This is a genomic window from Paenibacillus sp. S-38 (assembly GCF_049942825.1).
In the GTDB taxonomy this organism is placed as follows: Bacteria; Bacillota; Bacilli; order Paenibacillales; family NBRC-103111; genus Paenibacillus_G.
In genome coordinates this window covers 7573790-7600143 of the sequence record NZ_CP187970.1, presented here as the reverse complement: position 1 = coordinate 7600143, position 26354 = coordinate 7573790, and the positions used below count along the sequence as shown (strand labels likewise).

21 protein-coding genes are annotated in these 26354 nt (G+C 61.3%); 9 read left to right on the top strand and 12 right to left on the bottom strand.

The genetic code is table 11. The features are described 5' to 3' along the window. Window positions 1-237 precede the first annotated feature (237 nt). The 3 genes from gltB to ACP26L_RS33085 all read left to right on the top strand — a co-directional run bounded on the left by gltB (window position 238) and on the right by ACP26L_RS33085 (window position 7441). Complete coding sequence (gene gltB / locus ACP26L_RS33095; protein ID WP_426449850.1) at window positions 238-4827, top strand: glutamate synthase large subunit; 4590 nt, start codon at window positions 238-240, stop codon at window positions 4825-4827. A 12-nt stretch (window positions 4828-4839) separates the two neighbouring features. Next, entirely contained in the window at window positions 4840-6324 is a 1485-nt protein-coding gene (locus ACP26L_RS33090; RefSeq protein WP_426449849.1) for a glutamate synthase subunit beta, read from the top strand. A gap of 331 nt (window positions 6325-6655) precedes the next feature. Next, window positions 6656-7441 (top strand): hypothetical protein, encoded by a 786-nt coding sequence (locus tag ACP26L_RS33085; RefSeq protein ID WP_426449848.1) that lies wholly within the window; start codon window positions 6656-6658, stop codon window positions 7439-7441. 159 nt (window positions 7442-7600) lie between these two features. Here the strand turns inward: ACP26L_RS33085 and ACP26L_RS33080 are convergent, their stop codons facing one another. Both ACP26L_RS33080 and ACP26L_RS33075 read right to left on the bottom strand, forming a co-directional pair. After that, window positions 7601-8104: a hypothetical protein gene (locus ACP26L_RS33080; RefSeq protein WP_426449847.1), complete on the bottom strand. Its 504-nt coding sequence runs from the start codon at window positions 8102-8104 to the stop codon at window positions 7601-7603. Between the two features lie 105 nt (window positions 8105-8209). After that, the gene (locus tag ACP26L_RS33075; RefSeq protein ID WP_426449846.1) at window positions 8210-10006 is read right to left on the bottom strand and encodes an ABC transporter substrate-binding protein; all 1797 of its coding nucleotides are present in this window, start codon (window positions 10004-10006) and stop codon (window positions 8210-8212) included. A 131-nt stretch (window positions 10007-10137) separates the two neighbouring features. Between ACP26L_RS33075 and ACP26L_RS33070 the strand changes: the two genes are divergently transcribed. From ACP26L_RS33070 to ACP26L_RS33060, 3 genes are read left to right on the top strand one after another with little or no spacing between them, the layout of a single operon-like run. Beyond that, window positions 10138-10548, top strand: coding sequence for a hypothetical protein (locus tag ACP26L_RS33070; protein WP_426449845.1), 411 nt, complete (start codon window positions 10138-10140; stop codon window positions 10546-10548). Window positions 10549-10555: 7 nt separating this feature from the next. Then, a complete protein-coding gene (locus ACP26L_RS33065; RefSeq protein ID WP_426449844.1) occupies window positions 10556-12136 on the top strand; it encodes a DUF4173 domain-containing protein in 1581 nt (526 codons plus the stop codon). Window positions 12137-12139: 3 nt separating this feature from the next. After that, a complete protein-coding gene (locus tag ACP26L_RS33060; protein WP_426449843.1) occupies window positions 12140-12967 on the top strand; it encodes an aminoglycoside adenylyltransferase domain-containing protein in 828 nt (275 codons plus the stop codon). A 94-nt stretch (window positions 12968-13061) separates the two neighbouring features. Here ACP26L_RS33060 and ACP26L_RS33055 read toward each other — a convergent pair whose 3' ends face one another. The 3 genes from ACP26L_RS33055 to ACP26L_RS33045 form a co-directional block, all read right to left on the bottom strand. Beyond that, complete coding sequence (locus tag ACP26L_RS33055) at window positions 13062-13814, bottom strand: HAD family hydrolase (protein ID WP_426449842.1); 753 nt, start codon at window positions 13812-13814, stop codon at window positions 13062-13064. 112 nt (window positions 13815-13926) lie between these two features. After that, window positions 13927-14334, bottom strand: a complete 408-nt coding sequence (locus ACP26L_RS33050; protein ID WP_426449841.1) for a bactofilin family protein — start codon at window positions 14332-14334, stop codon at window positions 13927-13929. Window position 14335: 1 nt separating this feature from the next. Continuing rightward, window positions 14336-15349 carry a peptidoglycan DD-metalloendopeptidase family protein gene (locus ACP26L_RS33045; protein ID WP_426449840.1) on the bottom strand — a complete coding sequence of 338 codons (1014 nt, stop codon included), beginning with the start codon at window positions 15347-15349 and terminating at the stop codon, window positions 14336-14338. 110 nt (window positions 15350-15459) lie between these two features. On the opposite strand from ACP26L_RS33045, the gene ACP26L_RS33040 reads away from it, so the two are divergent. Further along, window positions 15460-15810, top strand: a complete 351-nt coding sequence (locus ACP26L_RS33040) for a hypothetical protein (protein WP_426449839.1) — start codon at window positions 15460-15462, stop codon at window positions 15808-15810. A 41-nt stretch (window positions 15811-15851) separates the two neighbouring features. Here the strand turns inward: ACP26L_RS33040 and ACP26L_RS33035 are convergent, their stop codons facing one another. Genes ACP26L_RS33035 through ACP26L_RS33020 form a run of 4 tightly spaced genes read right to left on the bottom strand, consistent with a single transcriptional unit; the run spans window position 15852 to window position 20319 of the window. Further along, window positions 15852-17264, bottom strand: coding sequence for a GerAB/ArcD/ProY family transporter (locus tag ACP26L_RS33035; RefSeq protein ID WP_426449838.1), 1413 nt, complete (start codon window positions 17262-17264; stop codon window positions 15852-15854). A gap of 3 nt (window positions 17265-17267) precedes the next feature. Beyond that, window positions 17268-17528 (bottom strand): hypothetical protein, encoded by a 261-nt coding sequence (locus ACP26L_RS33030; protein ID WP_426449837.1) that lies wholly within the window; start codon window positions 17526-17528, stop codon window positions 17268-17270. Then, complete coding sequence (locus ACP26L_RS33025) at window positions 17525-18700, bottom strand: Ger(x)C family spore germination protein (RefSeq protein WP_426449836.1); 1176 nt, start codon at window positions 18698-18700, stop codon at window positions 17525-17527. Before ACP26L_RS33025 ends, ACP26L_RS33030 begins: the two co-directional genes overlap by 4 nt. Next, on the bottom strand, window positions 18697-20319 hold the full coding sequence (locus tag ACP26L_RS33020; protein WP_426449835.1) for a spore germination protein: 1623 nt from the start codon (window positions 20317-20319) through the stop codon (window positions 18697-18699). Before ACP26L_RS33020 ends, ACP26L_RS33025 begins: the two co-directional genes overlap by 4 nt. 199 nt (window positions 20320-20518) lie before the next feature. On the opposite strand from ACP26L_RS33020, the gene cls reads away from it, so the two are divergent. Beyond that, window positions 20519-21952 (top strand): cardiolipin synthase, encoded by a 1434-nt coding sequence (gene cls / locus ACP26L_RS33015; protein ID WP_426449834.1) that lies wholly within the window; start codon window positions 20519-20521, stop codon window positions 21950-21952. Between the two features lie 100 nt (window positions 21953-22052). On the opposite strand, the gene ligD is transcribed toward cls, so the two are convergent. From ligD to ACP26L_RS33000, 3 genes are read right to left on the bottom strand one after another with little or no spacing between them, the layout of a single operon-like run. Beyond that, a complete protein-coding gene (gene ligD, locus ACP26L_RS33010) occupies window positions 22053-22973 on the bottom strand; it encodes a non-homologous end-joining DNA ligase (protein ID WP_426449833.1) in 921 nt (306 codons plus the stop codon). Window positions 22974-23031: 58 nt separating this feature from the next. Further along, the gene (locus tag ACP26L_RS33005) at window positions 23032-23982 is read right to left on the bottom strand and encodes a DNA ligase (RefSeq protein WP_426449832.1); all 951 of its coding nucleotides are present in this window, start codon (window positions 23980-23982) and stop codon (window positions 23032-23034) included. Window positions 23983-24026: 44 nt separating this feature from the next. After that, complete coding sequence (locus tag ACP26L_RS33000) at window positions 24027-24740, bottom strand: TrkA C-terminal domain-containing protein (protein WP_426449831.1); 714 nt, start codon at window positions 24738-24740, stop codon at window positions 24027-24029. Window positions 24741-24881: 141 nt separating this feature from the next. On the opposite strand from ACP26L_RS33000, the gene ACP26L_RS32995 reads away from it, so the two are divergent. Then, complete coding sequence (locus tag ACP26L_RS32995; RefSeq protein ID WP_426449830.1) at window positions 24882-26327, top strand: hypothetical protein; 1446 nt, start codon at window positions 24882-24884, stop codon at window positions 26325-26327. Window positions 26328-26354: the final 27 nt, after the last annotated feature.

Here is a 26354-nt window from a genome sequence, read left to right as displayed (position 1 = left end):
AGCTTGGCATGGGATGTTAAGATTATTCATACGATCTAGGGTTGTTCATAGAATGTTCACAGCTAGGGCAGCGGGCACAGGCAGGGGCGTTCCTTTTTCTTTGCCTATACCGCTTTATTTCTGTAAAGCATTACACTGATAACGCATTCCCATAGTTTTTTTTCAGAGATGGCATTTCACCGAGGGCGATAGACCAAGCGTTGTAATCCATTCCGAAAATGAGAGGTTGCGCGAGTGATGAACAGAAATGGACTTCCGGCCAAACAGGGCCTGTACGACCCGAGCTTCGAACACGATGCATGCGGCATCGGTTTCGTCGCCCATATGAAAGGAGCCCCTTCTCACGCGATGGTGGAGGCGGCTCTTCGGATTCTCTGCAACCTCGACCACCGCGGAGGTCAAGGCAGCGAGAGCAATACGGGAGACGGTGCGGGGATCCTGCTTCAGCTCCCGCACAAGTTCCTGCAGCGGGTCTGCTCGGAAGAAGGGATCCGGCTGCCGGATCCCGGCCGTTACGGCGTCGGGATGCTCTTCCTGCCGAAGCAGGCGGAAGCGCGCATCGCCGCCGAGTTATGGATTGAAGATCAGGTGAGAGCAGCAGGCCAGACCTTCCTCGGCTGGCGCACCGTGCCGACGGATCATGCGCTGCTCGGAGAGGCGGCGAAAGCGGCGGAGCCCTGTATCCGGCAGTTCTTTGTAGGCGCTTCGGCGGATGCGGAGGACTACCTGTCCTTCGAGCGGAAGCTGTACGTGATCCGCAAGCGCTCGGAGAAGGGGCCGCCCTCCCTCGGGAAAGGGGGCATCTACTTCGCGAGTCTCTCCTCCCGCACGATCGTCTACAAAGGCATGCTGACGCCGGCACAGGTCGACCGGTATTATACGGATCTGCAGGATGGGGACTTTGAGACGGCGCTGGCCCTGGTTCATTCCCGGTTCAGCACGAATACGTTCCCGAGCTGGGAGCGGGCCCACCCGTACCGCTATCTGATCCACAACGGGGAGATCAACACGCTGCGGGGCAACGTGAACTGGATGCATGCCCGTGAGGCGGCCTGCCGGACCGAGCTGTTCGGCAGCGATTATGAGGCGATCCTTCCGCTGATCGATACGAATGGGTCGGACTCCCAGATGTTCGACAACTGCCTCGAGTTCCTGATGCTCTCCGGGCGGTCGCTGCCCCATGCGGCCATGATGATGATCCCCGAGCCGTGGGCCAAGCACGAGTCGATGGACGATGCTCTCCGGGCGTTCTACGAGTACCATTCCTGTCTTATGGAACCCTGGGACGGTCCGGCGGCGATCGCCTTCACGGACGGGGTTTCGATCGGGGCTGTGCTCGACCGAAATGGATTGCGTCCCGCACGCTACTATGTCACCACGGACGATTGGATCGTGCTCGCTTCGGAAGCGGGCGTGCTGCCGATTCCGCCGGAGCGCATTGCGGCGAAGCAGCGGCTTCAGCCGGGCCGGATGCTGCTTGTGGATACGGCCGAGGGGCGGATCATCACGGATGAGGAGCTGAAGGCCGCCGTGGCGGCGGAGCATCCGTACCGGGAGTGGCTGCAGGAGCATCTCGTATCGCTGGCCGAGCTGCCGGAGGCCCCGCTGCCGCCGGAGCCCGATCCGGGGACGCTGCTCCAGCGCCAGCAGGCATTCGGCTACACGTTCGAGAACCTGCGCCGTGTGCTGGAGCCGATGGCACGGACCGGTGTAGACCCTGTAGGCTCCATGGGCTTCGATGCCCCGCTGGCGGTGCTCTCGGACCGGCCCCAGCTGCTCTACAGTTACTTCAAGCAGCTGTTCGCCCAGGTGACGAACCCGCCGATCGACGCCAACTTCGAGGAGATCATCACGGCGCAGGTGACGACGATCGGACCGGAGGGCAGCCTTATCGATCCGAAGCCGGAGAGCTGCCGGCAGATCCGGCTCGAGACGCCGATCCTGACGAACGCCCAGCTCGCGAAGCTGCGGCATGTGCAGCGCGAAGGCTTCCGCACGGTGACGCTGCCGATGCTGTTCCCGGCGGGGGAGGGGGCGGCCGGCCTGGAGCGGTCGCTCGGGGCGCTGTTCACTGCGGCGGATACGGCGGTTGAGGAGGGAGCGAGCCTGCTCATTCTCTCCGACCGGGGGGCCGATGAAGAGCAGGCGGCCATTCCGGCGCTGCTCGCCGTATCGGGGCTGCACCATCACCTGATCCGGCAGGGGACCCGTACGCGGGTGGCGCTGCTCGTGGAGTCGGGGGAACCGCGCGAGGTGCACCACTTCGCCCTGCTGCTCGGCTACGGGGCGGGAGGCATCAACCCGTATCTGGCGCTAGAATCGATCGAGGGGCAGATACGCCGGGGGGCACTGAAAGATCTAACGCCGGAGAAGGCGGAAGCGAACTATATCAAGGCGGCGACGAAGGGCGTCGTGAAGGTGCTGGCGAAGATGGGCATCTCCACGATCCAGTCGTACCGGGGCGCCCAGATCTTCGAGGCGGTCGGGCTGGGCAGCGAGCTGGTTGAGAAGTATTTTACATGGACCTACACGCCGATCGGCGGCATCGGGCTGCAGGAGGTTGCGGAGGAAGCGCTGATGCGCCACCGCCGGGCCTATTCGGATCAGGAGGGCCGCGACGAGGTGCTGGATCCCGGAGGCGAGCTGCAGTGGCGCCGGAACGGGGAGGAGCATATCTACAACCCGGAGACGATCCATGCGCTGCAGAAGGCGGTGCGGACTGGGGATTACAGCGCTTATCGAAGCTTCACCAGGCTGATCCACCAGGAGAACGAACGCTACTTGACGCTCCGATCCCTTCTCGCGTTCCGCTCAGATCGCGAGCCCGTACCGCTCGCGGAAGTAGAGCCGGCCGAATCCCTGTTCCGGCGGTTCAAGACCGGTGCGATGTCGTACGGCTCGATCTCCAAAGAAGCGCACGAGACGCTGGCGGTGGCGATGAACCGGATCGGCGGCAAGAGCAATACGGGCGAAGGCGGCGAGCATCCGGAGCGCTTCACGCCCGATCCGAACGGGGATCTGCGCCGCAGTGCGATCAAGCAGGTGGCCTCCGGCCGATTCGGGGTCACGAGCGCCTATCTCGTGAACGCCGACGAGATCCAGATCAAGATGGCGCAGGGGGCCAAACCCGGCGAAGGCGGCCAGCTGCCGGGCTCTAAGGTCTACCCGTGGGTGGCTGAAGTGCGCGGCGTGACGCCCGGCGTCGGCCTGATCTCTCCACCGCCGCATCACGACATCTATTCGATCGAGGATCTCGCCGAGCTCATCCACGATCTCAAGAATGCGAATCCGCGCGCCCGCATCTCCGTGAAGCTGGTCTCGGAGGTCGGCGTCGGCACGATTGCGGCCGGCGTCGCCAAGGGCAAGGCGGATGTCGTGCTCATCAGCGGCTACGACGGAGGCACGGGAGCTTCGCCGCAGACGTCGATCCGCCATGCGGGACTCCCGTGGGAGCTGGGCCTCGCTGAGACGCACCAGACGCTCGTGCTGAACAACCTGCGCAGCCGCATCCGGGTGGAGACGGACGGCAAGCTGATGACCGGGCGGGACGTAGTGATCGCCGCCCTGCTCGGGGCCGAGGAGTTCGGCTTCGCTACGACGCCGCTGATTGCGCTCGGCTGCATTATGATGCGCGTGTGCCATCTCGATACGTGCCCGGTCGGCGTGGCGACGCAGAACCCGGAGCTGCGGGCGAAGTTCACCGGCGAGCCGGAGCATGCCGTGAACTTCATGCGCTTCGTCGCGGAGGATACCCGCGAGCTTATGGCCGAGCTCGGCTTCCGCACGCTGGAGGAGATGATCGGGCACACCGAGGTGCTCGAGACGAAACGGGCGGTGGCGCACTGGAAGGCCAAGGGAGTCGATCTCTCCCCGCTGCTGCATCAGCCGGAGGCGGGGCCGGGGGTGGGGCGCTTCTGCAGCGAGGAGCAGGACCATGGGCTGGACCGGTCGCTGGACCGCACGGAGCTGCTGAAGCTCTGCGCGCCGGCTCTGGAGCGCAGGGAGCGGGTGCATGCGATCGTGCCGGTCTCCAACGTGAACCGCGTGGTCGGCACGATCGTCGGCAGTGAAGTGACCCGGCTGTATGGCGGTGAAGGGCTGCCGCACGATACGATCCGGCTGCATTTTAACGGATCGGCCGGTCAGAGCTTCGGGGCGTTCGTTCCACGGGGCATGACGCTGTCGCTTGCGGGCGACGCCAACGATTACTTCGGCAAGGGGCTCTCCGGCGGCAGGCTGTCCGTGTTCCCTCCGGAGCAGGCGGCCTACACGGCGGAAGAGAACATCATCATCGGCAACGTCGCCCTCTACGGAGCGACCGACGGGGAGGCTTATATCCGGGGCATTGCCGGGGAGCGGTTCGCCGTCCGCAATTCGGGCGCCCGGGCCGTAGTGGAGGGTGTCGGCGACCACGGCTGCGAATATATGACCGGCGGGCGCGTGGTGGTGCTGGGGCCTACCGGCCGCAACTTTGCGGCGGGGATGTCCGGGGGCATCGCTTATGTGCTCGACGAGCAGGGAACCTTCGCCGGCCGGTGCAACAAGGATATGGTGCTGCTCGAGAGTGTGGAGGAGATCTACGAAGCCGAGGAGCTCAAGAACCTGATCCAGCACCATGCGACGTATACGGACAGTACGGTGGCCCACCGGGTGCTGCAGCACTGGGAGGAGCTCCTGTGGAATTTCGTCAAGGTCATTCCGAAGGATTACAAGCGGATGTTCGAGGCCATCGAGCGCGTGAAGCGTTCGGGGCTGTCGCAGCAGCGGGCGCTGCTCGTGGCCTTCGAAGAGAACATGAAGGATGTCTCCCGCGTGGGCGGCAACTAAGGAGGAGAAGCGATGGGAAAACCGACCGGGTTTATGGACTATGAGCGCGAGGTGCCGATCGAGCATGCTCCTCTGCTGCGGATCGCCCACTGGCAGGAGTTCGGCATTGCCATGCCGGAGATCAAGCTGCAGCAGCAGGGAGCCCGGTGCATGGACTGCGGCATTCCCTTCTGCCATACAGGGACGATGCTCAGCGGCATGGCGGCCGGCTGCCCTGTGCAGAACCTGATCCCCGAGTGGAATGATCTGATCTACCGGGGGCAGTGGCGGGATGCGCTGGAGCGGCTGCACAAGACGAACAACTTCCCGGAGTTCACCGGGCGCGTCTGCCCTGCACCGTGTGAGGGCTCCTGTACCGTGGGGCTGCACGGCAAGCCCGTGACGATCAAGAACATCGAGAAGACGATCATCGACAAAGGCTTCGCCGAGGGCTGGGTCGTGCCGCAGCCGCCCGCCCGGCGCACGGGGAAGACTGTGGCTGTGGTCGGGTCGGGCCCCTCGGGTCTCGCCTGTGCGGCCCAGCTTAACAAGGCGGGCCACCTGGTGACGGTCTACGAGCGGGCGGACCGGGCCGGCGGCCTGCTCATGTACGGGATCCCGAACATGAAGCTGGACAAAAAGGTGGTTCAGCGCCGGATCGACCTGCTCGCCGCCGAAGGGGTCGTCTTCATCACCGGGACGGAGATTGGACGCGATATCCCGGCTTCGCAGCTCCAAAAGGACTATGATGCCGTGGTGCTCTGCGGCGGGGCCACGCAGGGGCGGGACCTGCGCATTGAGGGGCGGGAGCTCGGCGGGATCCATCTCGCGATGGAGTTCCTCTCGCGCAACACGAAGAGCCTGCTCGACTCCGGCCATGTGGATGGAGCCTACCTGTCCGCCGAGGGCAAGGACGTGGTCGTGATCGGCGGCGGGGACACGGGCACGGACTGCGTGGGCACGGCGATCCGCCACAAGTGCCGCAGCGTGACGCAGTTCGAGATTATGCCGCGTCCGCCGGAGACCCGGCAGGCGAACAATCCTTGGCCCGAGTGGCCGAAGGTGCTCAAGACCGACTACGGCCAGGAGGAAGCGGCGGCCCTGCAGGGAGGCGATCCGAGGCGCTACCTCATCAACACGAAGCGGTTCGTGGGAGATGAAGCCGGGCAGGTGAGCGCTCTGCACACCGTGCTCGTCGACTGGCAGCGCGATGAAGCCGGCCGCTTCGTCCCGGTTGAGGTGCCGGGCAGCGAGCTGGTGGTTCCGGCGCAGCTCGTGCTGCTGGCGATGGGCTTCACCGGCCCGGAGAGCCCGGTGCTCGAGCAGCTCGGCGTGGAGCGCGACGAGCGCTCGAACGCCAAGGCGGCCTATGGGCGCTATGCGACCAGCGCGGAGGGCATCTTTGCCGCAGGCGACATGCGGCGGGGCCAGAGCCTGGTAGTGTGGGCGATCCAGGAGGGGCGCGAGGCGGCCCGGGAGGTCGACCGGTACCTGATGGGCGCAACGAACCTGCCGTAAGCGGGAGGGAGCGGAGCGGGATGGGAACGGCAGCATAAATGCAGGGGCAGATACCGGCCGGAAGCCGGGTCTGCCCCTTTTGGCAGCGTCAGGATACTCGGGCCGATCTTTTAGTAGGCGTCGCCTCATTTATTGTGATCGGCATACTAGGAAATGGGATACAGGAAAGGATGGGGGATCAGCACAGCTAGAACTCGTACATGCAGTTCTCCCGTTCCATGGAGCCGTCTTCGTCTCACAGCTGCACTCTTGAAACTTTGTGGAGCCGTACCGCCGTCCTATTGTATAATCGCTGTACGGTATGCAGTACGGAAGGAGGCGGCAGGAGAGGATGCGCAGAGACCCCAAGGAGCTGTTGACGGCGGAGGAATGGAAGGCGCTGCTGGAGCAGTCGGAGGAATGGGTGGAACAGGATGGACCGCAGGAGCTCGCAGCGCTGCGCAGAGAGGTAGAGGAGCTGCGTACGGCGGTGCTGGCCCTGAATGACCGGCTGTGCAGGCTGGAAGGGAAGGAAAGCAAAGCGGGGGCATCTTCACAACGAACCCCTCAGGCGGGCAGAATGCCGGCCGGACAGGAGGAGCGGGGGACGGAGCCGGTCCGCGGCGGTACTCTCCCTCCCGGCGATGATGAGGATATCGCCATGTCTGCGGGGGGCCCGAAAGTGGAGCTTCCTGCAGGAACGGCCGAAGGCGCCCCCGAAGGCGTGGCTGAGGCCGCAGAAGCGGGGCCGGATGCCGGTGCATCCATGGGGGCTGCCGGCGAGGCGGCATATCCTTCTGTGGATGCGGCGCTGGCAGCTGATGAGGCAGAAGTCCGGGCGTCCCTGGAAGCCGACGGCCTGCCCGAGGGGGAAGAGCGGCTTGCTCCGCTTGAAACGGCATCGCCGGGGGAACAGGCCATGACTTCACCGTCGGAGGCTGGGCTGCAGGGCGAGCGGGCTCTTCTGCCCGGACGGCTCGAGAGCGCAGCCGCGGCTGAGCCGGAGTCCCGCCCTTCCGAGCAGAAGCGGGAGGCCTCCTCCGACCACGGCGGCGAGTCGGTAATGCTCTCGCGTGTCCAGAAGTACGCCAAGAAGAAAAAGCGGGCCGCCGAGCGGTCGGGGCGATGGTTCTCCTGATGTTCTTCGACCCGTTCCAGGCTTCCGCCGCCGTTCCGACCTACAGGGTCTTGCGGCGGAAGAACGCCAAAGAAGCCCTGCGGACCAGATCCCGCAGGGCTTCTTGGTGCAGGTTCCCGCCGGGCGGCCGAAGCCGCCCGTGCCCAGCCCCTCCGGAGATTATCTCCGGTTACGCCGGCCCCGGGCAGGCCATACCTTGCTGGACCGGTAGGGGACGGATTTCATCGCGACACTCCTGCGGGCAAAGCGGACCGACTTCAGAATTCGCGGCACATCGCTGTTCACCATCCGTTTCAGCAGGGAGATGGCGGTGCCGTACTTTTTGTAATTATAGTCGTCCGTCTTCGGATCGTAGAACGCGTAGGGCAGCTCTTCCGGCGTCAGACCGGCGAAGATCCGGCCGTCATGCTCCGCCACGAAGATCAGCGGCGACTCGTCATATCCCTGTGCTTTCCACTGCTTGCGGGTCATCCGGTACACGAGCAGGGCGAAGATGTCATCGTAGACTCTGCCTTTGTATTTGAACTGAAAATGGGCTTCATACTCGGTCTCCCGGTCGCGCTTCGAATGGCTGACGACACAAAAGCTGCGCCACCATGCGGGTAGTCTCAGCGTAAACCCGTATCGGCTGCTGCGGTAAACCAGCTCCCTAGGTTTTCTCATTCGCTCCGGTCTCCTCTCTCGGACCTCTTGCTCCTACTATATTCACGCGGGAAATCATTTATGGCTTAAATTCCCGAGGGGAGCTGAGGCTGCCGGGTTACCGGGTTACCGGGATTGAAACCAGATGTCTTTAAAACTCACCCATTGCAGCGAATCCAGCGAGATCCCCCGGACGGAAGCATGGTAGACGGTTTTGAGCCGCTTGAAATACAGGATGTGAAGCAGCCGCCGGCTGCGAAGCTCCTCTTCCGTGTCCAGCAGGAGCTGTTCCCGCCGCAGGGCTTCCGTCTCCCCGAGCAGCGTACCGATCTTGGCGGCGACAGCCTCTTTGGCCGCGGGCTCGAGGTGGCGCTGCATGCTCTTATAAAGATCGACCAGGCGAAGCTCGGCATCGTTATCGAGCACCATGGAGAAAAGCAGCAGATCGGCCTGAAGGCGCTGCTCGCTTTTGAATGCCTCGGCACCGAGCAGCTTAACCTCCACGGCCCATCCGGCCTCCTGCAGCAGGGTTTGGACAAGCTTGGCATCCCGCTCGTACTGGGGAATCGTGCAGAGGACGAGCCGCTCGCCGGCATAGCCAGCCCGCCTGAGCGCTTCGCGGCACGCTTCGGGCGGCTGCACTTCATCCTGCGTCTGCTGCGGGGGGAGATCCGCATCGCCACGGATCAGATTGGCAGCTGCATAGGTGGCGTCACCGCCAACGCGCTCCAGCACCTTGGCCGGGTGGAGCGCCGTACAGAGCGCTTCGCGGAGAAGAGGTGAGGCCAGTGGCCCCTGCTTGCGCAGGTTGAAGGTGAGGAAGCGGCAGGTGGCGCCCTGCTGCTGCACCTGATGCCAGGAGCCGGCATCGTCCTCCACCGGGAGCAGGTAGTTGTGCAGGAGCTGGAAGCTGCCGAGGGTCCGTGTGCGCTCCTGTCCCTGCAGCCCGGGGGCATGCCAGAGCTCGACCCGGTCCAGGTGGGCCCGCCCCTGGAAATAGCCCGGGAACGCATCGAGTACGCACAGCGTTTCATCGAGATGGGATAGGCGGAAAGGACCGGTGCCGACCGGACTTCGGCTGAAGTCCGGCTGCTCGCTGAGCTCCGCAGGAACGATGGACGCCCGGGTGGTGGCCAGGTACTGCGGAAGCAGCTCGCAGGGCTCCTCCAGGGTGAAGGTCACCGTAACGGGATCCTGTGCTTCGACCCTCGCGATCCGGCGGTGCACCCAGCCGTACAGGGAGCCGTCGGCCCGCTCGCGCAGCCGGGCGAATGTAGTGCATACGTCATCGGCCGTGAGCTCCCGGCCGTGGTGAAAGAGCACGCCCTTGCGCAGGTGGAAGGTCCACCGGAGCCGGGAGGCGTCAGTCTCCCAGGCATGGGCCACATGCGGGGACAGCGTCTTCGTCACCCGGTTATACCGCAGGAGCGGGTCGAATAGCTGGTGGACGAGATGGGCGTCGGCCGTGAAGAGGGTGCCCGCCGGATCGAGTGAAGCCACCTGCTGCGAAAGAGGGAACCGCAGGGTGTCGAGCCTCCGGGCTCCCCGCACTTCGCTGCGGTGGCCGAAGTATCCGCCGAGCCAGCGGTGGAACCGCTCCTGCAGCCCGGGTCCGGAATCGGCTGTCTGCAGACGGGCGAGAGCGCCCTGCAGATCGTCCCGCAGGACCAGCTCCCGGGCGGCGGAGAAGAGCATCTCTTCCAGCGGGCAGAAGAAGGTCAAGGGTGACCGGAGGCCCCGCCCGCGCTTCGGCTCCCAGCCGATCCAGCCTTCGGTCCGCATCCGCTTCAGCAGCAGGGTGACATTGCGGTGCGTGCAGTCGAGCGCACCGGCCAGTTCATCGAGGGTAACGGCCAGCGCCTGCCCGTCCTCCGCCTGCGGGAAGTGCCGGCGCAGCCGCAGGTAGTGGTCTCTGAGCTTCATGAAGGTCCTCCCGAATGCGCATAAAATAGGAAAGTTGCTGTTTAAAAGTTACGCTTTTTGTTCCTCTTTTACAAGCTAGAATAGGGTGTAAGACGAATCCGCCGCTGTTCCGGCGGGAAGGAGACGATGAGATGACCCTAAGCAGAAGGAACGGGGACGGTACCGTCCGTCCCGATGCCCTCACCGTGTCATGGGAGAGCCAGATCCTGCTGGAGCTCCGCAGGAGCTTGTCGCGGGCGGCCGCGCCGGAGGAGCTCGCACGCTGCGTCTGGCTGCTGGCCCGGATGGCCTGTATGAAACGCCGGGGTGAGCATGCGGCCTCCCTGCTTCAGCTCCGCACGGAAGAGGTATGGTCTGCCCTCAGAGAAGAGCTGAGACAGGATCCGCAGGCTTCTCTGCAGCTGCAGTCGGTGGAAGCGGCAGTGGAAGAAGGAGCTCCTGGGAAGGGTGAAGCCGGAATGATCCCGGTGGAGGCGGTCCGGGGCCTCCGCCGTCTGGCGGTGCGCTTCCTCCGGATGATTCTTCAGGAAAAGAGGGGCTGAGAACGCGATGCAGCAACCAACCAATACCTATCGTGAAGAGCTCCGGCTGCTGGCCGCCGCTTTCGGCTGCGCCGTGCTGCACCACTACCTGTTCTATGGACACTCGTGGGGCGTGTCTTACCCGCTGTTCGCAGCCGCCCTTTATGCGCTGTATTATACAACTGCAGCGCGGCAGGGGCTCCCGCTGAAGCAGCCCGTGAACCTGCTGCTGCTGCCGGTGATCCTGCTCTCGCTGACTTATATGCTGCATTCGGGCGTGCTGCTCCTAGTGCTTAATGCGCTGATGGTCCCCCTGCTGATCCTCATACATATGACCTGGAGCAGTCGGCATGCGGTACCATCAGCCGAGTCCATGTGGCTTCAGCCTCTGGAGCAGTTTGCCGTACAGACGCTGCGTAACGTGCCGCGTCCGTTCCAGCTGGTGCTGGCCTCCCTGCAGCGCCGGAGAACTTCATCCGGTGGGGCCGGCCAAGGGTGGAAGGTGCTCCTCGGGCTGCTGCTTTCGGCGCCGCTCCTGTTCGTGGTCCTGATGCTGCTTGCTTCCGCCGACACGGTCTTCGACCGGTCGCTGTCCAGGCTGCCGGACCTGCTTGAGGGTCTGGAGCTGGGGGAGGAAGCGTTCCGTCTGCTGTGGGTGGCGGCTGTGACGACCGGCCTCTTCGCCTATATCAACGGCCTGCACAGGCCGAAGCGCTTTCGCAGGGAGCAGCTGGGGGGCCCTGCATCACTACCGCTGTACGGCCCCGTCCCTGGCACCGAGTCCCCATCTACAGGGTCCTCATCCACTGCATCCGAAACGGCCTTCGGGCCACCCTCCGGCCTGCCCAAGATCGACCCGACGGTGGCCGGCACGATGCTGGTGATGCTTAACGCGGTGTATGCGCTGTTCGTCCTTGTGCAGTTCTCCTATTTCTTCGCGGGCGCCGATCTGCCCGAAGGGATCACTTATGCGGCTTATGCACGCAAGGGGTTCGCGGAGCTGGTGCTGGTCACGCTGATCAACCTCTCTGTGCTGATCGCCATGGTCTATGGCGTCCACCGGCCAGCGGACCGTGCCTGGCTGGCCCTCCGGAGCCTGCTTGCGCTGCTGGTCGGCTTCAGCACGGTGATGCTCGTCTCGGCTTATCTGCGCCTGGCCCTGTACGAGGAAGCCTACGGCTTTACGGTGACGCGGATTCTCGTCCATGCCTTTATGCTGCTGCTCGCCGTGCTGTTCCTACTAGCTCTCGTGAAGCTTTGGAAGCCTCCGTTTCCGCTGGTCCGCAGCTATCTGATCGCCGCTCTCGCAGGCTATGTGATCCTGAATTATGCGAGCGTCGACGGATTGATCGCCCGGGGCAATATAGCCCGGTATGAACGCACAGGCCAATTGGACACAGGCTATCTGGGCTCGCTTGGCTATGAAGCGGTTCCTTATGTGGCTGCGCTGCAGCGCAGCCGTCCGGATCTGGCGGAACTCTCTGTGGCGGCCGAAAGGTACCGGACCAGGCTGCAGGAAGAGAAGCCCCGGTGGATGGAGTGGAATCTGGCACGGTGGCGAGCGGAACGGGCGCTGGCAATGATAGAGGCGGGAGAGCGGGAGGAATAAGGGATGGAGACCAAAATACCGGCAGCCCTGCTGCCTTTGCTGCAAGCATACGCGGACCTGCTGGAGGAGAAGCTGCCCGGCCGGATGAAGGGCGTTTATCTGCTCGGTTCCGCCGCGCTTGGCGCGTTCCGCCCGCTGTGCAGTGATGTCGATGTGCTGGGCGTAAGCGACGGACCTTTGGATCCTGAATGGATAACGGAGCTGACCTTCATCCATGCGAAGCTTGCCGGAGAGCACGAATTCGGCCGGCGGATGGAGGTGCAGTATGCACCGGAGCACAAACTGAACGGAGTGGGGAGCGGCTCTCGGCTGAACCTTGCCGCGGGAGCTTGTTTCGAATGGGAGGGAGAGCGGTTCAAGGGAATCAGGGAGACGGGACCGAATACGGCGGCGCTGTGGATTCTGAAGCACCATGGGATCCGGATTGCCGGGGCACCGGCCGCAGCGCTTGCTGTCCGCTTCGACGGCGAAAGCCTACGGCGCGAGATGAGCTATAATCTGGACGTCTACTGGGCGTGGAGGCGGAAGGAGCCTGATTTGTTCCTGCAGGACCTCTGGATCGAATTCGCCGTGCTGACGTTCTGCCGCATCTTCTACACCCTCGATACGGGGGCCATCCTCTCCAAGGAAGGGGCTGCAGCCTACGTCCGGCAGCGGATGACGGCCTGGGGGCAGCCTGTCATCGATGAAGCGCTCCGGATTCGGAGCGGAGGAAGACAGCCGCTCTTCCGGGATGCGGAGCAGCGCCGGCGGGAGACGCTCCGGTTCCTGGATGAGCTCTCGAGCAGCCTCCCAAGGCTCCATGGATTGGAGCCTTGGGCGCAGAGCTGAACTTACGCCCTCAAAATAAAAGGACCCTTTCGTCATCGGCGAGGGTCCTTGCTTCATCAAACGACGGTGAAGCCGGTTATCTAAGTTCCGGCTCTCAGCCGCTGGCGGCCGCCTTGGGCTCGGTGTAGCTGCGGATGGCGTCCGGGATGGCGCTTAGGCTCGGCAGCGTGAAGTAGGCGCCGGCCGGCTCCGTCTCGAGCTCAACCTGATTGTACGCCCATTCCTGCTCAGCCGGCATGAAGATGGCGTTAATCCCGCACTTGAGCGCAGGGTTAATGTCCGTCCGCATGGAGTTGCCGATCATCCAGGTATGTTTGCGGTCCCAGCCGTTCGTGCGGACCAGGCTCTCGAGGAATTCGGCGTTCTTGTGGCGGGTGATGTGAATCCGGGTGGCGAAAAAGCGCTGCAGTCCCGCCTCCGTCACCTTGCGCATCTGGATCGTCGGTTCTCCGCCCGTATACAGGTGCAGCTCATGGCCTTCAGCCTGAAGCGTCCGCAGTGTTTCTTCCATATGGGGATAGGGCTCGATGCCGTGGCCGTATACGGAAGCGCCGAGCTCCCGGAGGCGCTCAATCTCTTCCTCGCTGCGCGGCCGCCCGGTTAGATTGAGATAATATTCATACGTATCCACGAACGACTGGGGGAAGTGGTCCGGCGCGAAGCCGCTGACAAGCACCCGCTCCAGGTCGATCTCGGATTGTTTCTTCTTCACTTCATCGATGGACAGATGGTATCCGTGGAACCAGGTTTCCATCTGATCCGCGAACTGTTCGGCAACCAGATCAAAGTACTTGTTGCAGTGTATCAGTGTATCGTCCATATCAAACAAGATGGTCTGCTTCGTCATGGGCCTCTACTCCTACTCTGTCTTGGCTTGTGGTGTTACCGCAAAAGACGCCTCGGGCCTGCGCCGGAGGTCTTATCCTCTTTTACCCAAAACAAGCAAGCTTTTCACCCTATTATATCATGGCGATAGCCAGAGGCGCATCTTCCTGCCGGGTCTCTTCGATCATCTCGCTCTGGCCCTGGAATACCGCGCCCTGCTCGATCATGAGCACGGCAGCACGGACGGTGCCGATGAGCTTCCCCGTGGAGGTGATCCGCACGCGGCCTTCGGCCTCGACCCGGCCCTCCAGCCGGCCGGCAATGACGACATCGCGGGCCTGGAGATCCGTCGTGCGGACGCGGCCTCTTTCCCCGATAGCGACCTCCCCCGAGGCCTGCAGCACCCCGTTGAATTCTCCTTCGATCCGCAGGTCGGCCTCGGACCGGAGCACCCCTTCGAATTCACAGCCCTCGCCGATCAGGGTCACCCCGCTGGCGCCCTTGGAGCTGCGTCCTTTTTTTCCTAGCATGGATCTAAGCATATCAACCTTTCTCCTTTCGGTATGAGGCGGGCAGGTAAGGGGCCGGATCGGTGCTCTTGCCGCCCGTCTGGATTTCGTAATGCAGATGCGGTCCCGTGCTGCGGCCCGTCGTGCCGAGCTTGCCGATCTGCTGGCCTTTGTCGACCGTCTGTCCTTTGCGCACCGAAGCGCTGCTCAGGTGCATGTACCAGGTTCTCAGGCCGTCCGCATGCTCGAGGATCACATTGTGGCCGTGCAGCTTGTCGTAGCCGACCTCCCGCACTGTGCCTCCGGCAGCCGCATAGACCGGGTCGTTCATCTTCCCGGCAATATCGATGCCTCGGTGGAAGCTGAGCTTCTTCGTGAACGGGTCCTTGCGGTAGCCGTACGGCGAAGTGACGATCTTCGAGACCGTCGGCCAGAGGCTCGGTGTGCGGCGCTGACGGTCCAGCTTCTCGAGCAGGAGCTGCTTGGAGCGGGTGAAATGCCCCTGAAGCCGGTTCATTTCCTGTTCGAGCTCTTGGTAGCGCGCTTCCGTCAGGTTCGCAAGCTCCTGCATTTCCTTGGCGGTAACCGGGATGGCCGGTCCGCCCATTCCCCCGGCTGCACCGCTGCCGGCCGCAGCGGAAACGGCGGATGTCCCGCCGGAGCTGCCGGAGGCCGGTGCGCTGCCGGGCGCGAGCTTTTTCAGCTCCTGCTCGAGCCGCTTCATTTCCTCCATCTTGCTGTGTACCTGTTCGGCCTGCTTCGATAAAGAATGCAGCTCATTTTGCAGCTGCTCAATCGCGGCGTTCTTGCCTTTCAGGTCCTGCTCGAGTCGGGCGGTGCGGCCGTTCAGCTCCGAAGTGCGAAGGTACGCCGAAGCCGTGGAATGCAGGTGGCGGAAGTAGATGAACCCCGATGCGCCGATGAGCAGGACCGCAAGGAGGAGCGCCCCGCCGATGAGACCGCGGGAGAGATTGACACGGACGACGCTGCCGTTCGCTTCGGGAATGATCACGAAGGTCAGCTTGTTGCGAAACCACTTGAAATTCATGGGAACTCCTTTCATGCTGTGACAGTCAAGAATCCCCGCCTCCGGGCATAAAGTGAAGGGAGCAGAGCGCCCTGGGAGGGATCGGATTGTCTTTCTTGCGAAGTAATCGCATGAACCTGTTGGAACGGCTGGCGCTTCACCTGAACCACGAAGTTGCCCTGCAGGCGGAATCCTTCGCGAGCGAGCCGGGCGTGCTCGAGAAGGTCGGCCGGCGGTTCATCCGCGTCAGCGGCAGCTATTTTGTCCCGCAGAGCCTGCAGGAGATCGTGCTGCTGGGCCATGCCGCCGGGCGCCCTGGGACTGCCGCGAAGGTCCGCACGCTGTATGCGGGACTCTTCGAAGCGGAGCTGAAGCTTACCGGCAAAGATTTCATCGAAGTCCGGGTATCCCGGAAAGAGGAGGAGGAAGAGCTCACCCTCCTCATTCCGATCGGACAGATCATCGGCCTGGAGCCGTTTTGAATGACGTGTGCGCCTTCCGGGGGCCGCTTCGCTTGGCGGGGTCAGCTTGACTGCGCCGCCTTCATCTCATAATGCGAAGTGAGCAGGGCCAGCAGCAGGCACAGCGAGTACCCGAGCGCCCCGACCACTCCGATCAGAGCGTACGTCTTGGCGAGGAACGCACCCGCTCCGACAAACCCGGCGCTAAGGACGACCAGCACATTGCTGGCCAGGACGAAACGGCCGTAGCTCATCGATTGGAACCGGTGCTGCATCCGGGCCCCCGGACTGCCGCCCCCTCCTCCACCGGAAGAAGAGCCGTCGCTCGCCCTTTTGCCTTGGCTCTTGGGCGCTTCGCCCGACCCGCCGGATGCCTGGTTCCCCTCGGGCTTCTCGGGGAAGCGGCGCATACCGATCAGCAGCGCCGCCAGAAGCAGCGGCTGGTAAGACAGAATGATCACCGGCGAGCTGTAGTTGCCGAAGGCCTGCACCTCGGTCGTGCTTTTGAAGGCGAGCATTGAGGTCAGCAGCAGGATCAAGGAGACCGGAGAGTTGATGAAGGTGTAATCCCGCTCCTTCACCAGGCTGGATAACCCGGTAAGGAAGGCCATATAGATCAGCAGCACCTTGCAGACCAGCACCGGAAACCAGATGCTGAGGATCGGCAGATCCACCCGGTCCAGGAAATCCGTGATGTGAACGTGCTGCACCAGACTGTAATTCGGGTAGATCATATTCGCGGGCATCACGGGCCCCAGCACGACCAATACCATGAACACGAACAGGCTCAGCAGGCTGGTGGACATAATGACCCCGTGCCGGATGGAGGCCTGGAGCTGTTTGGCATTCCACATCGTATGAAGGAAGGCGCCGGCCAGCAGCACGTCCCCGTACCACCCGAAGCTGAGAAGGTTCGAATAGAACAGCTTGACCGGACCGCTCACAAGCACCGGCTGGATCAGCTCTTGGTTGAGCTCATTGGAGAGCAGCAGGGGCAGCAGCGCGATCACGATAAAGAAGAGCGGGAAGAACAGATCGTTGACCCGGGCTAATACTTCCACGCTGGTTCTGCCGTAGAACATCAGCACCAGCATCAGGAGCATGACGAGAATTTCCTCGGGCGTATTGGGCAGCAGCATCGTATTGATGAACTTGCCCAAAGCCCGCAGATCCCTCATCAAAACAAGCCAGATGTGAAGGAGAATCACCAGATTGACGACTGTTCCTGCGATCCTTCCGAACACTTTCATGGTAATCTCGAACAGATTCATCCTCGGAAATCGCCGGCACAGCTGTGCGAACACGAATGCGACGAAAAGCACATAGAATGTCGGCAGCACATACGAGAACCAGGCGTCCATCTTCGAGATCCGCACGAGTTCATGCTGTAAGGACAGCAGCCCGCCTCCGGTGAGCATGGAGCCGACCAACCAGGCCATCTGCCGGTGGTTGATAACAAGCACGTTATTTGACATCGTTCACGATTCTCCTTCCCGCTGTGCTTTCTGATGCGGGTGGATCATGGAAAAGACGGCGGGCGACACCGTTTTGATGAAATATTGGGTGGGCATCGGCGGCTTGATTCCCAGCAGAAGGGCCGCATAAAGGCCGATGGCGGCAGCATACAGCAGAACGAACAGCCGCCGCATAACCTTGGTCTGCCTGCTCCAATATTTCATGTTGAGCATGAGGTGCATCAGCACCAGAACACCAAACCAGACCAGAAATTGAACGTTCAAGAGGTGCCCTCCTCTTGGGTGATGTTATTGTAAATGTCCCCCGGCTCGGTCAGGGCATTGCTGACATCGAGCTGAAACTCGGCATTCTTCAGTCCGGCGGGCCAATCCTTGGCGAAATTCTGCTCCCACTGGGACGGATAAGAACGCCAGATATACCCGCCGAGCATGGCGGCGTCCGACTCGTTTTTTTGCATCTCCTTGAGGGCCGCGAGCATCGCTTTTTTGATATGTTCCGAGATCTGCTTCTCCACCAAGATCACATTGGCGGTTTGGCTCAGATCGAAGGGCTTCGAGACCTCCAGAATTCTGGATTTGCAAACCACCTGGATCTTGAATTGCGGCTTGCCCCCGTCTATCTTGACTTTGATGCTTGACTGGGAGTCGAAGATTCTGGCTGTTATCTGGATCTCCTCGGTAAGCTTGAGGCTGATCGCGGTATTGATCGTTTTGTTCTTGAGCCAAGCGAGTCCGTCTGCAGCCGTGCCCTCCAGCGTCCCGGTCATTCGGTCTTCCTTGAACATGGCGTAGCCGACCATCTCCACCTCTTTGGAGGTTTTTTCGCTTTTTTGCGACTCTTTGATCTCCATATAGGGCGCGATCGGATCACTGCCGGGCGCGCTGAGCGACACGCCGATATCCTTCATGTTCATCGCGATCGCCGTACGGGACTTCACAAGCTCCCGGTAAGCTTCGGCAGGGAAGCGTTCGAACTTCGGAGAGGCGTGCAGCAGCTCGTAGGCCTTGCCCTTGGTGATGATCAGGTAAGTGGTCATCCGGTTCTCGGGTGAACGGGGAGTGGTGTCGTAGACAGAGCGGATGCCCTGCCTAGCCAGCTCCTCGCCGACCAGCAGGGTTCGGCGGTGAGCCAGGAACATCCGGCGCGACATCCGCTGCTGCAGTTTCGACTGGGCCTCCCGGATGGTGCTGCCCGTTTCGGAATCGATGTAATAGCTCTTCTCCCCCGAGGTTCCGCCTCCGCCGCCCGACGCCCCGCCCATCTGGCCGGGAAGCGGTACGAGTACGCTGTAGCGAAACTTGCCGTCCTTCTCCAGGTCCATGGCGGAGGTGAGGATGAACGCCATGTCATTGATCTCCGTACGGTCCCAGCATCCGGTAAGGCAGCAGATCAGCCCGATGTATACAGGAACCCGCAGCCAGGCGGCTTTGTTCATGTGTCCTCCCCCTCCGCCGAAGGATGTTCGACCGTCTTGCCCCGCTGACCCGACTGTGCCATGATCTCCCGGGGCAGCTCCTTGCTCTGGCGTTCCCCGTCTTGAGCAGGGAAGAAGCTCGGCCGGTGTACCATCGCCCACCAGGGGGCGCGGATAGCTACATCCTTCAGGTCGCTCGAGGACAGGGGGCCGATCGGAGACAGATAAGGAACGCCGAACGAGCGAAGGGAGGCCATGTGCCCGAGAATCAGCATCAGCATGATGAGAATGCCGTACATCCCGAAGATCGAAGCGACGATGAGAATCGGAAAACGCAGCATCCGCACCGCAATCGCCCCGTTGAAGCGGGGGATGGTGAAGGAGGCGATCCCGGTGATCGATACGACGATAACCATCGGAGCCGAGACGATTCCCGCCTGCACGGCGGCCTGGCCGACGACCAGCGCCCCGAGAATACTGACGGCTGAGCCGATGGTCTTCGGCAGCCGGATGCCGGCCTCCCGCAGTGCCTCGAAGGTAATCTCCATGATCAGCGCCTCGATGACCGCGGGGAAGGGGATCGCCTCCCGGGCGGCGGCGACCGACAGAAGAAGGGTGGTCGGCAGCAGATCCTGATGGAACGTTGTGATCGCCACGTACAGGGCCGGCGTCAGCAGCGAGAGGAACAGGAACAAATACCGCAGCCACCGGATCAGGGTAGCGATTTGGAAGCGTTCATAGTAGTCCTCGCTCGCCTGCAGGATTTCGACGAAGACGAAGGGAACGAGCATCACGAAGGGTGTGCCGTCCACCATGATGCCTACCCGTCCCTGCAGCAGAGCGGCCGCGACGGTATCGGGGCGCTCGGTGTACTGAATCTGCGGGAAGGGGGAGTAGGCCGAATCCTGGATGAACTCTTCGATATAGCCGGTTTCCAGCACGGCGTCGATATTAATTTTTTGGAGCCGGCCGACCACTTCATCCACTACGGAAGGGGCGGCGATATCCTCCAGATAGGTAACCACAATACTCGTATTGCTCTCCCGCCCGATCGTCATCGATTTCATCTTGAGATGCGGGGTCTTGAGCTTCCGCCGGAGCATGGCTGTATTGGTGCGCAGAGCCTCCGTGAAGCCTTCGCGCGGTCCCCGGATAACCGATTCGGTCTCGGGTTCGGCGATGGAGCGTTTTTCCGCCCCCCGGATGCCCATCAGCAGCGCTTTGTTGTTTTTCTCCACGAAAAGGGCCGTATCTCCGCCAAGCACGCCGAGGAGCAGATCGCCATAGTTATCCGCCGGCTGGAGCTGGGAGACGGGCAGGACGGAGTCGGAGATGTTGTCGACGAAGCGCTCTCCGCCTTCGAGGGTCATCAGCGATTTCATCGCCTCGTTGACGAGATCGGTTTTGGCCATGCCGTCGATGAAGACCAGCATCGCCTTGACGCTGTGCTCCAGCTGGAATTCCCGGACCACGAAGTCCGACCCGTCCTTGAAGAGCTCGGTCAGATAGGTTTGGTTGTCCTGCAGCTCCATGGAGATCGGAACGCTCCGAAGCTCGTCGATGAAGCGGTAGTCCAGCTTCTGCAGATCATCCCATTCGGGATGCCGGCCATTCCTGCTGCCTTTCTTGGTTATGACCATGCCGGGCCTCCTGTAGGTTTCGATGCTTCATTCCAAGCTTTGCCGGGACGTGTCCGGTATATTTTGAACCAATTCCAGAATTTTATGACAAAAATTACGGCGTCCCAGCAAAATAATGGAATAGCGTGCACGGGGGAGGTAAAAGCTACAAGAGCTGTACGTGCTGCAAGAGCTACCCCAGTAAGGAAGGAGAAGTCCCATGCAGCTTTGGATTATCCTCGCGCTCTCGCTGTTTATTCTCCAGATTCTGACCATCATTATCGGGGAATTCCGGCATCCGCCCAAGGCGCTGGCCTGGCTCTTTATTCTGTTCGTTATTCCGGTTATCGGGTTTGTCATGTACTATTTCTTGGCTAAGGAATACCGGCAGCGCAGGAAGGTCAGGCGCAGGGGACTCGGCCTCGTGCATGATCTCAGACAGATCGGCAAACGGATGAAGGCCGCGGAGCCCCAGATCGAAGAGGAGCACCTGGAGGGATGGATCCATGAGCCGAGGCTGTTCGCCCTTCTGAACAACATTCCCGGTGCCATGATTACCATACAAAATGAAGTGCACGTGCTGACAAACGCGGATGAAACGTACCCGGAGATGCTGGAGGCGATCGAGGGGGCGCAGAAGCATATCCATTTCGAGTTCTATACGATCCGGGATGACCTAATCGGCCGCAGGTTCCAGGAGCTGCTGATCCGCAAAGCACGGATGGGCGTGCAGGTACGCTGCATCTTTGACGGGATCGGAAGCTATCACCTTCCTAACCGGTTCATCGCGGAGCTGAAGGATGCGGGCTGCGAGGTGTATATGTTTCTCCCGGCTCTCATCGCTTTCTTCGACAAACGGATTAATTACCGCAACCATCGTAAGATTATCGTTATCGACGGCATTGTGGGGTTCCTCGGGGGGCTGAACATCGGGGATGAGTATCTTGGAGGGAATCATGAACTCGGCTTCTGGAGGGATACGCACCTGCGCCTGGAAGGCGACTCGGTCTATTCGCTGCAGAGGACCTTCATCCGGGACTGGCGGTTCGTCAGCGGGGAGCGGCTGTCCGAGTCGGTCTACTACCCCGAGCACGAGTGCCGCGGCCGCAAGCCCGCGCAGGTGATCGCCAGCGGGCCGGACGCGCACTGGGATGCCGTCCTCGAGATGTTCTTCGGGGCGGTGACGACGGCCAAGCGCAGGATCTTCATCACGACGCCGTATTTCGTGCCGGATGCCAGCCTGCTCATGGGGCTGAAGGCCGCGGCGATCAGCGGTATCGATGTGCGGATCATCTACCCCGAGAAGCCCGACTCCCGAATCGTCAATTATGCGTCGCTCTCGTATCTCGAAGAGCTCCTTCAGGCGGGGGTGCGCTTCTTTGCTTACCAGAAGGGGTTCGTCCACGCCAAGGTCATGATCATTGACGGGCTGCTCGCTACGGTGGGCACGGCAAATATGGATATGCGGAGCTTCTACAATAACTTTGAGCTGAATGCGGTGCTCTTCGATAAGGAGACGATTCACCGGCTCGAGGATGATTTTATCGAGGATCTGAAGTCCTGTAAGGAGATCAAGCTGGAGGAGTTCGAGCAGCGGTCCCGCTGGCAGAAGGGCAAGGAAGTGCTCGCCCGGCTCGTGTCCCCGCTGTTTTGAACGGGCCTCACCAAAAAACCGCTTGCTCCACAGAAATCTGTGGGGAAGGCGGCTTTTTTGGTGAATCCGTGAGGACGTCCTACCCGTCCGGCAGGACGGGTTACTTCAGGAACGACAGAATGGGATCGAGGTTCTGCGCCGGGGTCTGGGCGATGAGGTCGCCTTTTTGCTGCAGCCGCTCCATGATGTTCAGGAGGTGGAAATCCCGGGGATCAGGCCGGGCGGCCACCTCCTGCCAGGTCAGCGGCGTAGAGACGGAAGCGGCCTCCCGGGCCCGCGGGGTGTACGGGGCGGAGAGCGTTTTGCCGTACCAGTGCTGCAGGTAGTCGATGTAGATCCGGGTGCCGCGGTCCTTCTTGAGCCGCTCGACCGTGAACAGCTGCGGGTGCTTCTGCACGGCGAAGTTCGCCACGAACTGGCCGATCTTGCGCAGCTGCTCGAACGTGTAGCGCTTCTCGAGCGGGATCGGCACATAGATCTGGACCCCGGTGGCGCCGCTGGTTTTGGGCACGGAGCGGATGTTCATGCCGTCCAGGATGCCGCCGATAATCTCCGCGGCTTCCATAATGCGCGGCTCGGGATCAAGACTCGGATCGATGTCGATCAACCATTCCGCCGGGAGGGGGCTGCCGATGCGGTGGAAGGACGGATGGAATTCGAGCGCGGCCAGATTGCCGAGCCAGAGCAGCGTAGGCAGGGAATCGAGATGCACGTAGCGGATGCCTTCCAGCTCGGCCGAGGCGACAAAAGCCGGAGTCGGCTCCGGCACATTCTTCTGGTAGAACGACTTGTCGCTCCAGCCGTCGGGAAAGCGGATCGTCGTCAGATACCTCCCGGAGCAGTAAGTGAGCAGGTAAGGCGCCAGCTGGGCCAGCTTCTCCAGGTAGATCGCCTTGGTTATGCCTTTCTCGGGCCAGAGCAGCTTCTGCGGATTCGATATCGTCAGCTCCTGGCCCTGGACCAGGATCGTGCCCTTGGCCGATTTGGCGGATGAGGATTTGGGCTTGACGGGTGCGGCCAATGCGGCACCTCCTCTTAGGGTGTTATCTTCCGGCAGGACAGCGCCGGCAGCCGGCCGGTCAGCCGTCCAGCTGTCCGAACGTGCAGTCGGCTGGCCCGGCGGCGACCAGAGCCTGGATGCTCGGCTGGCGGAGCGTCCGCCCGGCGGTCCATTCCATATAGCTCACCTTGACGGTGAGCAGGGGGTTGATCCACACAGCGTCCTTGCTGCGCTCCGGCAGATTGACGAAGGGGCGCTCCGGCAGCGTCATCTCCCGCACCTTCTCCGTGAGCTCCCGCCAGATCTGCTGGGTGAACCGCCCGGTGCCGGCGTGGCCGATATACCACAGCCGGCCTTCGGCATCGTAGAGGCCGAGCATCAGCGCATTGACCTGGCCCGCCCGGTGGGTGACCCCGCCGACGACGGCCACCAGATCGTTATAGATCTTCATTTTCTGCCAGCGCTTGTCTTTGCCGCCGATGAGGTATTTGCTCTCGAGGTCCTTGCAGACAATGCCCTCCATTTTGTGCAGCTTCATCACGCCGAAGAGGTCGTTCATGCCGGCCACGTTCGGGACGAGCTGCACGGTGGCGTTCGCGCGGACACGCTCCTGGAGCAGGCGCTGCCGCTCCCTTAAGGGTTTATCGGTGATCCACTCTCCGTCGAGGTAAGGCATATCGAAGATCATATAGGAGATCGGCACCTGCTTCTGCGCGAGTGCCAGATGCTGGGTCTTGCGCACGCTGTCACGCCGCATCACCTCCTGGAAGTTCGGGCGCCCTTCCGCGATAGCGATGACCTCACCGTCGAGGATGACCGATTCGGCTGTGCAGTAGGAGGGCAGGTCGAGCAGCTCGGGGTACTGCAGCGTCCGTTCATGGCCCTTGCGGTTGAAGAGCCTGACAGTGCCTCCGGAGGCGTAGGTGAGAATACGGGTGCCGTCCCACTTGATCTGCCCGACCCACCCGCTCCCGGAAGGAGCGGTTTCCGTGCGGATCGGCTCGAAGGGAACGATGGGCTGCCATTCCAAAGGGGATTCCTCCATGTGATGGGATGGATCTTAGACACGAAGCGTCACTTCATGGCCATGATCTGTTCTTCCTGCTCGGTCTCTTCCTTCATTCTCTCCAGTTCCTGCGAAAACTTACCTTCAATGACCCCCCTGCTGCCGTAAACTAAGAGGGTGTCCCCTTCATGCAGGAGAAGCTCCGGACAGCCTTTGCGGATTTTGGCCATGCCGCGTGTGACGTACAGGATCGTCAGGTCATCTTTCTTGTCCGCAATGTCTTTGGGCCGGCGGCCGATATAATCGGAATCGGCATGAAGACAGACTTCTGTGATGAAATCCTCCTCGTCGATGTATAATATTTCTTGAACCGGCAGTTCATGCAGTTCAAAATCTTCTTCGAGATGCTGCTGGAGCCTGCGCGCAAGCATCCGTGAGGTTCGTTTGCTTTTGATGAGCAGGAGCACAATGCCGAGGAGGACGGTCAGGATCAGAAGCTGGGGAACTTGAAAGCTCTGAGTCATGATGCTGCTGAGCGAGGAGATGATAACGGCCAGGGAGAAGACGCCGAACAGAATGAGGAACATGGCGATCTTTCTACGGATCGGGTGGCGGAGAATCAGTTCGGATTCCTTGGTGGTGAATCCCGTGGACGTCAGCATCGACAGCGCCTGGAACCGCGCGATCCGCTTGTCGAGACCCGTGATGATGAGCAGGGAAGCGGCCATTTCCAGAACGAGAAGCACCAGCACCAAATAAAGCGCAATAAAGCCTACCCCCACAGGTTTGTCCCTCCTTCCGGAGTTTCTTCATATGGATACATTACCATGAGGCCGTTCGATTGAAGCACGGCCATTTCAGTTCGAAGCCAGCGGCAGGGGGTAAGAGTAGATATGATCGGCGGCCCAAAAGGAGCAAATAGTATGACCCCATCCATCCCTGAGGATCAGCGCCTCCAGTTCGTTCTCCATCAGTTCATCTTTCCGTTCTCGCTCGACCGGCACAGCAGGGATAAAGTCAAGCACCGCTTGATGAAGGACGGTTTTCATCCGTTCTATCTCCAGAATCTGAGTCTGGAAGACGCCTACTACGGGGAGAAGTTCCGGGTCTCTCACCATAACCTGGAACGGTATTATCTGCCGTTTACAAATCATATCCTGTTCCCGCGGCGGGAAGAGGATGAAGGCCTCCGCCGTTTTTCCAAGAGCGTCGGTCTGTCCTGCTGCATGGATACGGAATTCGGGAGTGTTCCGTTCACGATCCATTCGGTCGATGTCCTTCTCTGCCCGTTCGATATCGGATTCGTTACGGTCCGGACGGAGCTCTCCAGCGGGGACCTTTTCTATTCGCAGGCGCTGGAATTTGCAGCCCGCTTTCGTATTCTCCAGAACCTTAAGGATCAGCATAAGCAGACACAGTTCACCGTGGGGGAGGAGGGCTATGCGGAGGTGGAGGATCTTCTTTTCCGGAAGCTGGTGCCGGGAATGATACCGTATATGGATAAGACCGAGCTCAAGGAGTCTTACTTCGAGAAGCTCCCGTTTTTCGTCGACGAGCGGATGTTCGTCCACTCCCTGTATGCCTTTGAACAAGGGCAGGAGATTACGGATATCGACCTCTACCGGGGATCGCGGATCGACGGCACGGACCAGGGAGGCCATCCGTACATCAGTGCTTCGAACCCCGAATACATCAGCCGGTACTGCCGCAAGCATGCCTATGACCGGTGGGCGCCGCATACGTACTATTTGACCGAAGAGAGCTCGTTCGTCTGCCTGACGAATCAGGGCAGGGAGGCCGCGGGGGCGATCGGCAGTCATATGTGCGGGGAATATTACTATGCGATTCTGCTCAACCTGTTCTACAAAATCGTGCTGCTTAAGCTCTCCACCCGCTACTCTCATGTACAGCTCGAGAAAAATCAGGATGAGATTGAAGATCTCATCCGGGCGATCACCCTGTTTTCCGCCAAATATTATTTTCTCGAAGTGGTGTCCCAGTCCCAGGGCAAGGATATTTTCCTGCAGGTCAAGGAGCATCTCGGCAGCGACCATCTGTTCACGGAAGTGAAGGAAACGCTCTCCGCCCTCTATACCTACCAGGAGGACTTTACGTCGAAGCGGTCGAGCTATCTGCTCCAGATTCTGACGATCTATACCGTCATCAGCGGCATTTACGGGATGAACCAGGTGATCGAAGATTTGAAAGGGGATATCGACTGGAGTAAGGTCCTTGGCTACTCTTCCTTTGAATACGTTGCGCTCGCGGTGACCCTATCCGGTATGGTGGTGTCTTTTGTCCTCGGATTTCATACGATCTTCCGTTATATGAAGGAATGGCGCAAGCGGAGGGAGCAGAAAAAACCGTAGGGCAAAAAGCCGTTCACCCTCCGGAGG

What these genes read in the sequence shown, in the direction of transcription:
- gltB (WP_426449850.1), top strand. Translation starts at nt 238, where the DNA reads ATGAACAGAAATGGACTTCCGGCCAAACAGGGCCTGTACGACCCGAGC.
- ACP26L_RS33090 (WP_426449849.1), top strand. Translation starts at nt 4,840, where the DNA reads ATGGGAAAACCGACCGGGTTTATGGACTATGAGCGCGAGGTGCCGATC.
- ACP26L_RS33085 (WP_426449848.1), top strand. Translation starts at nt 6,656, where the DNA reads ATGCGCAGAGACCCCAAGGAGCTGTTGACGGCGGAGGAATGGAAGGCG.
- ACP26L_RS33080 (WP_426449847.1), bottom strand. Translation starts at nt 8,104, where the DNA reads ATGAGAAAACCTAGGGAGCTGGTTTACCGCAGCAGCCGATACGGGTTT.
- ACP26L_RS33075 (WP_426449846.1), bottom strand. Translation starts at nt 10,006, where the DNA reads ATGAAGCTCAGAGACCACTACCTGCGGCTGCGCCGGCACTTCCCGCAG.
- ACP26L_RS33070 (WP_426449845.1), top strand. Translation starts at nt 10,138, where the DNA reads ATGACCCTAAGCAGAAGGAACGGGGACGGTACCGTCCGTCCCGATGCC.
- ACP26L_RS33065 (WP_426449844.1), top strand. Translation starts at nt 10,556, where the DNA reads ATGCAGCAACCAACCAATACCTATCGTGAAGAGCTCCGGCTGCTGGCC.
- ACP26L_RS33060 (WP_426449843.1), top strand. Translation starts at nt 12,140, where the DNA reads ATGGAGACCAAAATACCGGCAGCCCTGCTGCCTTTGCTGCAAGCATAC.
- ACP26L_RS33055 (WP_426449842.1), bottom strand. Translation starts at nt 13,814, where the DNA reads ATGACGAAGCAGACCATCTTGTTTGATATGGACGATACACTGATACAC.
- ACP26L_RS33050 (WP_426449841.1), bottom strand. Translation starts at nt 14,334, where the DNA reads ATGCTTAGATCCATGCTAGGAAAAAAAGGACGCAGCTCCAAGGGCGCC.
- ACP26L_RS33045 (WP_426449840.1), bottom strand. Translation starts at nt 15,349, where the DNA reads ATGAATTTCAAGTGGTTTCGCAACAAGCTGACCTTCGTGATCATTCCC.
- ACP26L_RS33040 (WP_426449839.1), top strand. Translation starts at nt 15,460, where the DNA reads ATGAACCTGTTGGAACGGCTGGCGCTTCACCTGAACCACGAAGTTGCC.
- ACP26L_RS33035 (WP_426449838.1), bottom strand. Translation starts at nt 17,264, where the DNA reads ATGTCAAATAACGTGCTTGTTATCAACCACCGGCAGATGGCCTGGTTG.
- ACP26L_RS33025 (WP_426449836.1), bottom strand. Translation starts at nt 18,700, where the DNA reads ATGAACAAAGCCGCCTGGCTGCGGGTTCCTGTATACATCGGGCTGATC.
- ACP26L_RS33020 (WP_426449835.1), bottom strand. Translation starts at nt 20,319, where the DNA reads ATGGTCATAACCAAGAAAGGCAGCAGGAATGGCCGGCATCCCGAATGG.
- cls (WP_426449834.1), top strand. Translation starts at nt 20,519, where the DNA reads ATGCAGCTTTGGATTATCCTCGCGCTCTCGCTGTTTATTCTCCAGATT.
- ACP26L_RS32995 (WP_426449830.1), top strand. Translation starts at nt 24,882, where the DNA reads ATGACCCCATCCATCCCTGAGGATCAGCGCCTCCAGTTCGTTCTCCAT.